Genomic DNA, 13,024 nt, shown 5'->3' on the forward strand with positions numbered 1-13,024 from the left:
GCGCACTGCGAATCGAACAGGATACCGAATTAAACAAGCGCGCCGCGCCGCGCTTCAATCAAACCGGACGCGACGCTTCTTCGACGTTGTGCGCGCCGTTCTTGATGGTTTCGGCGATCGCCATTTCCGCCGACTGGATCGCCTGCATCACGCCGCCCGCGATCTGCATGCCCGCGCCCAGCACACCCGCCCCGCCGCTGACCAGCGGCGCCGCATCCTGCAACAAACTCGACGCCTTGCCGAACGCCGACTGCTGCGGCGCGAACGCCGGCGGCTGGCCATGCTGCACCGGCGCGACGGGCGCGCCATGCTGCCCGTTGGCGGCGGTGGCTGTGGGCGTCTGCGTGTGCGACGAACTCGCGTTGCCGGTCTGCGCGGTGTCGGGCTTCGCGGCGAACGACGCGCGCTTGCCTTTGCCCGCCGCCGCCTGGCCGCCCGTTTGCGCGCCGCTATTGAGCGCGGACAGCGTGGCGAGTTTCCCGTCTTCGGTTTGCGGCTGGGGCGTGCCCGGAAGTTTCGCGGGCGCGCCCGCTTCGTGCGCGGGCGTGGTATCCGGCAGCGGCGTGGTGCCGTGCGTACGGCCGATGGTGGGTGCATTCATCGCTGGGCGTCCTCCTCGATGCGATCGGTCGCGGGGCGACACGGCTGCACGTCACGCGCGCGAGCAAGCGCGGCGAGGCCCGCAGCCGGACGGATACGCTCGACCTTACAACGCTCGCACGCGCATCGCTGGCTCGGCGCGAACGCGTGTCGCGCGATGCGAAGCGCGCGACGCAAAGCGCGCGAAGCAAAGCGCAGCGATGCGGGCGATCGGCGCGGATCACAAGGTGCTTTGCTGCGCGCGCCGCGACGCTCCGGATCGCCGGATCGCCGGATCGCCGGATCTTCGCCACTTCGCGCCGTCGCGCGCGGCTTCGCGGAGCGGTCGCGCGCGCTGCCGCGATGCGCTCACACTCGCCCGGTGACTGACACGCCATCGCACTTCGGCCCATCCGATAGAACACGCGACGGCGCCCGCTTAGTCCACGACGAATCCACGACGAATCCACGACAAATTCACGACAAACTCACGACAGACCGGCACCGGGAGGCCCGCACCATGCGTTTCATTCCACTCGACCGCATCAACGCGCCGACGCTGCTCGTGCGCCCACTCACGCGCGCCGACGCGCCCGCGCTCTTCGACCAGATGCTCGGCGACGCCGACACCATGCGCGATCTGCCGCTCGCGCGCCACACGCGTCTCGACGATACGGCGGCCTTCATCGACGAAGCCTTGCGCGGCTGGCAGGACGGCACGCTGATCCGCTACGTGCTCGAATGCCAGCAGACGCAGCGGCTCACGGCGCTCATCGAACTGAAGCCTGCGCTGCCGCGCGTGGAGATCGGCGTGATGATCAGCCGCGACGGCGGCGCGCGACGGCGGCGCGCGGGCGTGCTCGCGCTTCAGCAACTGATCGACTGGCTCATGGAGCAACCCGGCGTCTACCGCGTGTTTGCCTGCTGCGCCGTCGACGGGCTCGCGCACAGCGCGATGGAGCGCCTCGGCTTCGTGCGCGAAGCGACGCTCGCGAACTACGAACCGCGCCCGAATCGCGGACTGCTCGCCGCCGACAGCTATCTCTACGCGCTCACGCGCGCCGCGCCCGTGCCGCCGCCCGCGCCCAATTCGGGCGTGGAATGGCTGCGCTCGACCATGCGCTGGGAACTGGCGGAAGCGTGAGCACGGCGCGCGCCATCCGGCATGCACGCACCGGCGCCGCCGGAATGAGCAAAATTGCACTCGCGAGGCATTTGTTCACAAATGCGGCGATAATGCAAACGTCTGACGAATAATGCAGCGTTTCAGCATGCGTTCCGCCATGGCGCAGCGCCACCGCGCTGCGAATTTTTCCCGAGACGCTTGCGATGTCCCTACCCCGGCTGACCGGTCAGGTCCTGGCCTTTTCCCGTTTCTGGCTCGCGCGCGACGCCGGTCTGCTGATCGCCGACGGCGCCGCGATCGACCTCGCCGCGCGCCCGTTCGCCGTGCTCGTGGCGCTGCTCGACGCCGATGGCCGCGTGGTGTCGGCGGCGGAACTGCGCGAGCTGGTCTGGAACGGCGCGCCCGTCGACGCCAACACCGTGCAGGCGCAGATTTCCGCGATCCGCCGCGCGCTCGACGAGGAGCGCGATCTGATCGTGACCGTGCCGGGGCGCGGCTATCGCTTCAGCGGCACGATCCGGCTGCTGGAGGCGCGTGCGGCGGCTTCGGGTGGCGAGTCTTCGTCGGCATCGGCATCGGCCTTCACGCGTAGCGATGATGCCGCACAAGGCAACGCGCCCACGGCATCGACCGGCGCGGCCAGCGAATCCCGCGACGACGGCGGCCGCGCCAACCCCGACAGCCACGCCCCGGCCCCCGTCCCAGGTCATGAATTCGACCGGGCCTTCGCGCGCGCCGTCGAAGCCGACTTTGGCGCGCCGGGCGAGCGCATCGTCGATCAGACCGCACCGCGCGCCGCCGCGCCACGCGCCAAGCGGCTCTCGGCGACACGTCCCGCCGCGCCTGCCGTCGCCGCTGCATCAGCCCACGCCGGCAGCCAACCGGGCGTCGCCCAGACGGCGTTGCCGGGCCACCACGAAGTGGATTTGCCCGCACCGTTGTCCGGGGCCGACACGGCCTCAGGGTCGACATCGATGCCTGCATCGACGTCTGCATTCGCCGCGTTCGGGCCGGCCGGCGTCGAGGCGGCGCTACGCGCCCAGTGCGGCGCGCCGCTCACGCCGTTCACGGGACGCCATGCGGAGCTATCCGAGTTGCTGGCCGTCGTGCCCGAGCGGCGCGTCGTCACGCTCACGGGCGCATCGGGAATCGGCAAGACGCGCCTCGCCGCCGAAGCGGCCAGCCGTCTGGGCTCGCATTTCCCCGATGGCGTGTTCTGGGCCGATCTCGCCTCGCTCTCGCAGCCCGAGCGCATCGCCCACGCGACCGGCGCGGCGCTCGGTCTCGCACCCGTGCCCGACTACGGTTCGCCCGCGGCGCTCGCAGCCCGCATCGGCGCGCGCCGCGTGCTGATCGTGATCGATCATTGCGACGGACTGGGCGAGGCCGCCGAGCTGACCATCGAAGCGCTGGTGGCCGGCGCGAGCGGGCTGCACGTGCTCGTCACGGCGCAGACGCCGCTGTTCATCAGCGGGGAACTGCCGGTCGCCATCGCGCCGTTGCGCACGCCGCCGCACGGCACAGGCGTGCGCGAGACCGGCGCGGGCGCGCCGCTCGCCAGCCACGATGCGCTGCCCTTGCTGCTGGCGAAGCTCGGGCAACGGCTTGGTCAGTTGGCCGCTTATTCGCCAGTTCAATCGCGCACACAGCGCCCCACGCCTGCGATGCACGATCCGCAGACGCATCTGAGCGCGCTTCATGCCGCCGCTCAGGTGACGCAGACCGCATCGCCGAATGGTTCGGTCTACCTGGCATTGATGGCGGCGGCACGCGTGTGTCAGCGCGTCGACGGCTTGCCGCTCGCGCTCGAACTGGCCGCGTCGGCCATCGCCGCGCGCACGCACGCATGCGCCTGCACGCCCGCCGTCAACACCGACCCAGACCCAGACGCCAGCGCCAGCGCCGATGCCGCGCCACCGCTCTACGCCACGCTCGCCGCCTGCGCGCACGAACTCGACGCGCTCGTGACGCGCCGCGCGGGCGCGAGCCGCATCGCCTTGCCTCACGCGGAGATCGTGCGCGTGGTGCTGGAATGGTCGAGCGCCGCGCTCGACGAAACGGCGTCTGTCGCGCTGCGGCGTCTCGCGATATTCGCGGGCGCTTTTTCGCGCGCGGCGGCGCTCGAGTTACTGGGCGCGTTCGCGCTCCCCGACAACGACAAGCTCAATCTCGACGAGAACGCCGAAAGCAAGCCCGCCACGCTCGAACACGCGCTGCGCACGCTCGCCCATCTCGGTTTCATCAACGAAGCCGATGAAACCCCAGCGGCCAATTCCGTCGTCGCAACAGATTGCGCCCGCCTGCGCCTGCCGCCCGCGGTGCGGCGCTTCGCGCTCGAAGCGCTCGATCGTCATCGCGAAAGCCATGAGGCGAGCGCGCATCACGCGAACCATCTCGCCCGCATCCTCGCGCGGCGTGTGGCACTGCCCGTGCGCGAGCGAGGCAACGCGTGCGGCAACCCCGGCGTCAACACGCAGATGCTGCGCCACGACATCGACAATCTGCGCGCCGCGCTCGACTGGGCGCTCGCGGCCAACAAGGTCGAACTGTGCGCGGAACTGCTCGATCAGGGCGCGCCGCTGTGGCCCGCGCTCGCGCTGACCGACGAGTACGTGGGCTGGATCCGCGCGGCGCTGGCGCGTGCCCAGGCCGCGCCCGTGCGTCTGATCCGCGACGAAATGCGCCTGCACGCCGCGCTCGCGCGCGCGTTGCCGCCCACTCACGCGAGCGCCGCCGAGATCGACGCGAACTGGTCCCGCGCCTACGCGCTCGCGACCGAATGCGCGGATACGCCGTATCGGCTCTACACGTTGTTCCGGCTCGTGATGAACGCGATCGATGCGGGCGACGTGACGCGCGCCGCGCCGCTCGTCACCGAATTCGGCGAGATCGCGGCGATTGCGCGGCATCCGGCGGCGCTCGTCAACGCGCACTGTCTCGAAGGCCTCGTGCACGCCTGGCACGGCGAATTCGAGTCCGCCATCGAGAAGCTCGCGCCGCTCGTCGATCATTACACGCCCGGCCGCCTCGCCTGCGCGGACGCCACGCCGGGGCAGGCGATCGCCGCGCTCAGCAAGCCCGCGTCGGGCGCGCTCACGCTCGCCGGGATCGACCACGAGACGCTGCTCGACGCCGAAGCGATGGCGCGCGGCTTCGGCCTCGCGCTGCCGCTGGTGGCGAGCGCCGTGCTCGCGGTCGCGCGCTGGTTCGTCGGCGTGCCGTTGAGCGGCGCGCTCGACGTCTCCGACGACGACCCCGACCTGGCCGCACGCGGCGCCGCGTTCGCCATCGCCTGCGCGCTCGCCGTGCTCGACGGCGACACCGCGCGCGCCCAGTCGTGCTCGGCCGCGCTAATCGCCTGCGCGCGCGCGGGCGGACCGCGCCGCTGGCTGCGCGCAGGCCTCGACGTGCAACTCTGGCTCGACGCGCTCGCGGGCGACCGCGACGCCGCGCGCATGCTGCTCGACGGCGTCGCGCGGCGGCTGGGCCGCGACCGCGTCTATCTGATCGATATCGCGTTCGTCGCGTCGCTGTTGCCGCGTCCACCGCTCGCCGACGATGCAGCGCTGGCCGCGGCGCTCGGCGCCGCCATGCGCATGGCGCTGCTGCGCGCCGAACGCGTCGGCGAACTCTGGCACGCGGCGGAGATGCAACGGATCGAGGCGGCGCTGCGCCTCGCGGCCGGCGAGTCCACGCAAAGCGTGCGCGCGCGGCTCGACGCGGCGCTCGCGCAGGCGCGGCGCTGCCATGCGCAGCGGGTCGCGCTGCGCATCACGGTCGACATCGAAACGCTCGACGTGCCGCGCGCGAGCGAACAGGTTCGGATTCGCTGACGGCGCTTCGCGTCGTGCTTCGGGGTGTCACAGTCGGTGCCTAACGTGGGTTGCATCGCGTCCCGCCGCCTGCCCACCGCACGCCCGACTCATGTCCGATCTCCACGCCCTCCCGCCGCCCCAAACGAACGCGACGCACGAAGCCGCCGGGCACGAGACCGCCGCGCTGACCGAGGCGCAACGTCAGGCCCAACAGCAGGCGCAGACGGAGCCGCAAGCCCAGCCGCAAGCACTCACCGAAGACTCGACGCTGGGCCGCTTCGCTCATGCGCTGTCGCGCACCGGTCAGCGTCTGCGCGCGGCGAAATTCGATATCAGCACGGCCGCCTGGCAGCGCAGTTCGCACGGCAAGCCGTTCGCGCCGACCGATTTCAAGGCCGAGGGCCAGCGCCTGCCCGAGCGGCCGGTGACGGCCTCGACCGTCGCCGCCACGCCGCTCGAAAACGGCGCGAAGACGGGCCGCGCGGCGCTGGCGAAAACGGCGGCGTCAAGCGCGCAGGCGTCCGCGCAAACCGCCCACCCTGTCGCCGCCACCGCCGCCGACCAGGGCGCGGGCCACGCGCTCGCGGACGCGATGGACGGCGGCCATGCGCTGCTCAGCTACGTGGCGCAGCGTCTGCCCGGCCCGCGCGACGACGCCCAGGCCTCCGCGCGGCTTTCGCAGCGGCTGCACACGCTCGGCGCGCCCGCCGACGCCCCCGCCGCCACGCGCGGCGCGCTGCTCGCGCAGGCGCTGCACGGCGCGCACGTCGGCGACGCGCGGCAAGCGAACGACGTGCTCGACGCGCTCGGCGGACTCGACTTCACGCGCATGCAGTCGAGCGCGCCCGTCACGCCCGCGCAGAACCGCGCGTGGCATGTCGCGACGCTGCTCTCGCGCAGCGACGCGGGCTTCGAAGCGCTCGAACACTTGCGCGCGCAAGCGGGCGCCGCCGCGCCCGACGCTTCACAGGAAGCCGCGCAGCCGCCCACGCAGACAGCGTCGCAGCGCCTCGCCCAACGCATGATGCTGCAAACCGCCGATACGCTCGAACCCGCGATGAACGCCGCCACGCACGATGTCTCGCCCGCCGCCGTCGCCGCGCGCCACGCGCCCGCGCCCGGCGCATCGCTGAAGGACACGCCGCTCGCCTGGCGCGCGTACAACGCGGCATCGACGTTCTCGCGCTACGGCCGCCAGGCGCTCACCGACGACCAAAAAGGCGCGTTCTTCGCGTGGCGGCAGAACTTCCGCGAGGACGGTCCCGGCACCGAACTGTCGCGCGCCCGCGAGCGTCTGAACAAGTTCTCGGGCAAGACCATCGACCGCGCGGGCGACAGCCGCTGGAAAAGCTTTCTGCCGCGCCTGTTCGGCAAGCAGCGCTCGCCGCTCTCGGCACTGCGTTACGGCACCCAGGGCGTGCCGCGCAAGACCGTCGCCGACGAGCGGAAGGCGCTCAAGGAAGCGATGCAAGACGCGCTGCCGCCGCTCGTCGAGCGCCCCGAGATGCGCCCCGCCGCCGCGCTCGCGCACGCGCGGCCCGAACGTTCGATCGCCGAACTGGCGGCGCTGCACGTCTGGCTCGAAAGCGGCGGCTTCGCCAACGGCCGCCCGAACGCCGAGCAGCTCAGCGCCATCGCGCAACGCGCCGAAACCGTGGCCACGGAACTGACGCCGCGCGACGTGCCCTCGCCCGCCACGCTCGCGCGCGTGCGCGACGTCGCCCACCGCTGGGCCGCCGCCACGCCGCACGAACTCGCACGCAGCGCGCCGTTCAAATCGATCGCGCGCGGCCCGTTCGATCTCGAACGCCTCGCGTCGTGGGGCAAGGTCGCGCAGGTGCCCGCCGACTCGCCGTTCTGGGCGCAACTCGACGACCTGAAGCAGAAAGCCACGCCCGACGTCTCGACCGCCACGCCCGCCGATCCCAGGAGCGCCGACGATCTGCGCCAGTCGCTCAAGGACGTCGCCAACGGGTTGCAGTCGAGTTCGCGTCTGCGTCTGACCGATGGCGCGCGCCTCGGCGTGAGCACGCGCGGCCTGAGCGCGAACATCGGCAAGGTGCTGCATGCGGGCGCGGTGCCCGTCGCGCCGCGCCTCGATCTGCGCGCGTCGAAATCCCGCGAGGCCGTGGTCGAACTGAGCCGCGGCACGCAGGGCGTCGAGATGTTCCTCGGCACCACGAAAACCTCGGTGCGCCATGCGGGCGCGGGCGTGCTGGTGGGTTATGACTTCGACGTCGGCCTCACGCAGATGCGCGCGGGCCTGACCACGCAAGCGGTGCTGCATTCGCGCGAACTCTCGGAGCCGAGCGGCGTTTCGCTGCGCGTGGCGCGGCGCGTGAAAGACGACGGCACCGGTTACGACGACAACGCGATGCGCGAGAAACTCAGCGGCATCATCGATCATGTGTTCGACGAAACCACGCACGCGCACGCACCGGATTCGGGCGGTTCGCAAGGCACCTGGAACCGGCTCGCGCAGCGTTATTTCGACGACCCCGATGTGTCGGTGAGCTGGACCGACACCGTCGCGCGCACGGTCAAGCGCGGCGCGTCCGCCGACGTCGGCGTATCGGTCAAGCTGCCCGGCCCGGCTTCGTTCGCGCGCGTGGGCGCGACGGCCGGCGTCGGCTACGAACGCACCGCGAAACAGACGCTCGACTCGAAGGAAACCAGCGGACGCATGCAGATCGAGCAGCATCGCGTGGGCGCGGGCTCGCGATTGCTGGGACGCTTCGGCGCGAGCGTGAGCGCCACCGAAAACGTGGGCAAGGTGGGCGTCGGCTTCGCGTCGCTCGACGCGCCCTCGGGCACACTGACTTTCGCCGACGACAGCCATCTCGCGAAGATCCAGCTCGTGCGCGAAGACGGCAAGCTGATGCACCGCGCCTGTCTGTTCGACACCGAGTATTCGAGCGCGCACAGCTACACGCAGGCGATCGACGCGAGCCGCGAGCAATGGATCGATCTGTTTGCCGAACAGATTGCCGATGAGCAGCACACGCAGCGTCAAGCCGATCCCGACGTGCAGCTACGACCGCCGCGCGAACTCGCGGCCGAACGGCTCGATCAGCATCTGGGCGACGTAAAGGCCAATCGCCGGCCCAATCAGACTTACTTCCACCGCTATCGTTTGCGTCGCGACGCCGCGTCCCGGCTCGATACGGTCGCGGCCGTCAAAATGCAGTTGCCCGCAGACGCGCACGCGGAGCACGCGCAACTCGACGCGAAGTCGGCACGCATTCTCCAGGACCCGGCATCATGGATGCCCGCCGAATTGAAGGTGAAAGAGCGCACCACCGTCACGCGCAGCCCCGGCCTGAATTTCATGGTGCAGATGAACACGCAGACGAGCGCGACCGGCGACCGCGAACTGTTCGCGCAGACCGTTCCGTTCGGCTTGCTCGAACGAGTCGATCAGCGCGCGCGACCGGACCCGAACGCGCCCGCGAATCAAACAGGCAACGGATGACGCTGACGCACGCAACGGCGGCGTCCGCGTCACGCGCGCGCGGACAATGCACTCAGTTCGCGCTGGGCCGTGACCGAGCGCACCGTCTGCGCGGCGAACACGTACGACAGCCCCTTGGTGCGTTGCGCCTGATTCGACTCGTAGCTGTAGAGCACGTGATTGGTCCAGCTCGACGGCGCTTCGAGCACGCGCGCGATCTCGCCGCGAATGCGCAGCATCTCCTGCTGCTCGGACTGCGTCGGCTCGTGCCCGCGCTCCTCGTACATGCGCAGCGCGCCGCGATAGGCGTTGATCTCGCGCGCCGCGCCCGGCACCATGCGCTGGCGCTCGCCGTGATACTGGTTGCTGCGCGTGGCGTTGAGCTTCACGCGTGTCTGATACGTGCTCAGCTCGTTCTGGTTGCCCTCCATCGACGTAACCCACGCGTCGTTGCGGCTGTCGATGTATTGCAGATAATCGCCCACGCGCGTGAACTCCGTGTCGCGATAGGTGCGCTCGGGCACGATCTCGCCGTGCTCCTCGTAAAGACGCAACGTCGAGCCCTTGCCCGATTGCAGCACCGTGGTGCCGATGCCATAAACCGGCACGCTCGAAAACGACAGCGAGTTGAACGGCCCCGGTCCGGACACGGGCACGGGCGGCGGGCTCGCCACCACAGCGGCGCTCGCGTTCGCCGCGAAGTTAAGACTGTTCGACGACTTGTTGACGGTGCGCGCACCGCTCTCGTCGGTCGCGTGGGCGACACTGCGATTGCCGGTCACTTCGCCGCTCACGAACGCGCCCACCTTCACGTTCGCCGAGGTCACGTAGCGCACGCCGCCCGTGCCGGAGAGCGAGGCGTAATCGGTATGCGCCTTGTTCTCGACCCAACCGATCGAGAGATCCGGGTCCGCGAAATATTCGTGCGCCATGCCGTTCCACATCTCGTCCTTGTTTTGCGGCATCGTGCCGCCGGGCCCCGAACCGCCGATCGTGCGCACGGCGTCGCCGAGCTTGCCGCGCCAGGCGTTGTCGTCGTTCGGATGATTCGTCTGCGAGTACGGCGCGCGGATCACCACGCCGCGCGGGCTGCTCTTGTCGCGCCCGCCCACGAGCGAGGGCGCCACGCTCGCCAGCACCTTGCCGCCCGCGAGACTCCAACCGATGAATCCCGACGCGCCGAGGTGCGCGGACTTACGCGTATCGGTGCCGATGAACACTTCGCCGTGGTGCGAGGTCGAGCCCACTTCGAGCACCGCATGACGGCCTTTCAGGTAGCGCACGTCGGGCGCGACCGAGGCGCTCGGCGCGCCGACGAGGCCCAGCGCCGTGGCGAGGTTTTCGGAAATATTCGCATCGAGCCCGTAGACGCCGCCGCTCGACATCTGCACGCTCCACGTCTTCGGAATGGTGTCGATCAGATTGCACAGCGCGCCCACATTGCCTTGCGGCGTCTGCGGCGTTTCGATCGGGTCCTGGCGAATCGCCTTCATGCGGTCGAGGTTCTCGCGCAGCGAGCGTCCGCTGCCGGGGACCGCCGCGCCCATGTTCATGCCGGCGCCGGTCGCCCACTCATCGAGCGTCTGCGCGTTCAGTTTCTTCGCGCCGCGCATCTTCGAAAGCGACTGGAAAGTCGGATTGCTGCGCACCGTTTCCTTGTCGATATGCAGCGCCTGCGCGACGTCGCGCGCCATCTGAGCGCGCTGGAAGCGGCCGAGTTTCATGTCGTCGTGAAGCCAGCCCTTGGTGCCGATCGAATTCTTCCACTGGATCAATGCGGCGGCGCGGACCGCCTGCTCCAGCACGGGATCGTTCGGCTGCATGTTTTGCGTGGGCGCGGCGCTGGCGACATTCCCGTTCAGATGATTGACCACCGCATCGATCGAATGCAGCGTGCTGAAATCTTCCTCCGGATGATCCATCACGCCGCCCGCCGTGCCGAGACCGAGCGCGCCGATCGGATTCTTCTCGTGGCCGAACGCCTGCTTCACGCCCTGCTTGACGTCGTGCGTCATGGCCTGCTTGAAGCGCTGCGTCTGACGATTGAGCCAGGAGCCGGTGCGCGGCGCGGTGGTGTTGCGCTGCGCGTGTTTGACGAGCGAGTACATACGCCCCTGGATCTTGCCGACGTCGGCTTCGGCAATGCCGTTGCGATGCGCAAGATAGGCCGAGCGCAATGCGATGGGCGGTTGCGCGTGCGTGTCGTCGACGAGCGCGCGCGCGCAGAGAAACGCCTTGGCGTTCTGCGTCTGTCCGGCCAGTGCTTCGGATACCGTAGCATTGGCAACTGGTGCGTTCGGCAAATCCAGACGCTCGGCGGCGGGCAACATCGCATTGGCGGCGTGCCCAAGTTCGTCGAGCGAAGCGGGTGGCGCGGGCGGCGCTGCACCGTTTGCAGCGGCGTTACGCGGCCACGCGGCGAGCAGCGCATCGGCGGCGCGCCAGGTCTGCCAGTCGGCTTCGTCGTGAATCTTGTGGTCACGCGCATCGACGCCGCCCTGCCCCGGACCGTTGCGCGGATTGATCGCCGGTCCCTGATCGACATCGCGCAACGCGCCGAACGCCGCGTGCGAACGCGCCATCGCGCAGCGCGCCGCGAAGCCGTCCTGCTGCGCCTGCGGAGCGCCCGGCGTGCCTTGCAGATTCGCGAGCGCCGCGCGGGCGCGCGCGACGTCGCCGCCGCTCGCCTCGGCAAGCGCATGGCCCAGATAGCGCGCCTTCGCGAGCGGCGGCTCGCCGCGCACGTTCTGCGGGATCGCGGCACGCACGTCCTGAATCAGTTGCGTGCGCTCCTGGCGCGCCTGCGCCGTGGCATGGGCGGGCAGCGGGAACAGCGTTTCGAGCTTGCGATCGAACGCATCGTCCTGCCGCAATTCCAGGTGCGCGCTCGATGCCGTCTCACGCGCGTTTTTGCCGAGCGCCGTGTTCACGTTGGTGGGGTGCTGCGACGCAACACCAAGCGGCGTTTTGGCGTTCGGCTTCGGCGTGCGGATCTGGTCGGCCGCCACCTCGACTTGCGGCGCAGGCCGCGAGGCACTGACGCTGCTCGACGCCGCGAACGGCGTGAGGTTCTGTCGAATGCCGCCGCCGCTGAGATTCTTGCGCAACGCGGACGTGGGCGGCATCGCCTCGCCGTTCGCGGGCGGCGTTGCATTCGGTAACTCGTTTTTCAGCGACTTCAGGCCGCCGAGCACACTGTCCGGCGCACGCCGATCGGGCAGCGGATCGCTATTCGTCAGGGGCTGGTTCGCCTGCGGCGCCGGTGGCTGCGGGGCTTGCTGCTGGGCGGCGGAACCGCCGCCCAGCAATGATCGAATGTTGAAGTTGAACGGATTCCCCACAGGCGCTCTCCCGTCGATAGTCGGTTGTCGTCGATGGCTTTACGACGACGATCGTCCATCTTTGGCGGCGAAAAGCCGGGGCGCGCAGGCGAATGCGAACTCACGAAGCGTCACGCGAAGCAAGCCACGCCGGCTTGCTCACTTGTTGCGTTGTGCATGACGTGAATCGGCCGACGATTCACTGCACCGGCACGCGCGACTGCTGCCCTTCGCAATACGCGAGGTACTTCGTATAGGCGTCCTGCGGCGAGACTTTCGCATAGCGGCCATAAAGCCCGTCGACAAACTGGCTCATTTCCGCGAGTGCATATTGCTGACGCCCGATGGGCATGGCGCCCGCTACGCGATACGCCTTCTGCATTTCCTGCTCGCGCGTGATGCCCGCGTCGCGGTCTTGCGCGACGAGTTGCGCGTTATGCGCGCGTGCCTGGCAAATCGACGCGACGGGATCGGTCGTCGTTTGCGCGTGCGCGGCAGTAGACAACGTGCAAGCGATGAACGCGGCGGCGCTCAGCCGCGCCTTGAAACCGTGTGGGGAAGTCAATGTCGGCTCGTCGTGAATCGAGGCGCGCGCCGCAGCCCGCGCGAGGGTCGTCGGACTGAACGTCGAGCGCGGCAACATGCGCGGTCGACGCAAGAGCGCTCCATCATAGTCGAGTTTTTTCCGTCGCGATGCGCGAGTGGGAAATCGTGTTCGCGTATGCGAAGCGGT

At 69.8% G+C, this 13,024-nt stretch carries 6 protein-coding genes; 3 read left to right on the forward strand and 3 right to left on the reverse strand.

The annotated features are described in order from the left end of the window. Window positions 1-58: 58 nt before the first annotated feature. A complete protein-coding gene (locus tag SB764_RS32835) occupies window positions 59-601 on the reverse strand; it encodes a hypothetical protein (protein ID WP_065060790.1) in 543 nt (180 codons plus the stop codon). A gap of 498 nt (window positions 602-1,099) precedes the next feature. Between SB764_RS32835 and SB764_RS32840 the strand changes: the two genes are divergently transcribed. From SB764_RS32840 to SB764_RS32850, 3 genes are all read left to right on the forward strand, one after another. Further along, a complete protein-coding gene (locus tag SB764_RS32840) occupies window positions 1,100-1,723 on the forward strand; it encodes a GNAT family N-acetyltransferase (protein WP_074982079.1) in 624 nt (207 codons plus the stop codon). Between the two features lie 185 nt (window positions 1,724-1,908). Beyond that, window positions 1,909-5,538: a winged helix-turn-helix domain-containing protein gene (locus SB764_RS32845; protein ID WP_410865968.1), complete on the forward strand. Its 3,630-nt coding sequence runs from the start codon at window positions 1,909-1,911 to the stop codon at window positions 5,536-5,538. 91 nt (window positions 5,539-5,629) lie between these two features. Beyond that, window positions 5,630-8,992 (forward strand): autotransporter, encoded by a 3,363-nt coding sequence (locus SB764_RS32850; RefSeq protein WP_410865969.1) that lies wholly within the window; start codon window positions 5,630-5,632, stop codon window positions 8,990-8,992. A 29-nt stretch (window positions 8,993-9,021) separates the two neighbouring features. Here SB764_RS32850 and SB764_RS32855 read toward each other — a convergent pair whose 3' ends face one another. Then, the gene (locus SB764_RS32855) at window positions 9,022-12,312 is read right to left on the reverse strand and encodes a hypothetical protein (protein ID WP_410865970.1); all 3,291 of its coding nucleotides are present in this window, start codon (window positions 12,310-12,312) and stop codon (window positions 9,022-9,024) included. 178 nt (window positions 12,313-12,490) lie between these two features. Next, window positions 12,491-12,949 carry a hypothetical protein gene (locus SB764_RS32860; RefSeq protein WP_410865971.1) on the reverse strand — a complete coding sequence of 153 codons (459 nt, stop codon included), beginning with the start codon at window positions 12,947-12,949 and terminating at the stop codon, window positions 12,491-12,493. Window positions 12,950-13,024 lie beyond the last annotated feature (75 nt).

The sequence above is a fragment of the Paraburkholderia sp. SIMBA_027 genome (assembly GCF_046535315.1).
Taxonomy (GTDB): domain Bacteria; phylum Pseudomonadota; class Gammaproteobacteria; order Burkholderiales; family Burkholderiaceae; genus Paraburkholderia; species Paraburkholderia tropica.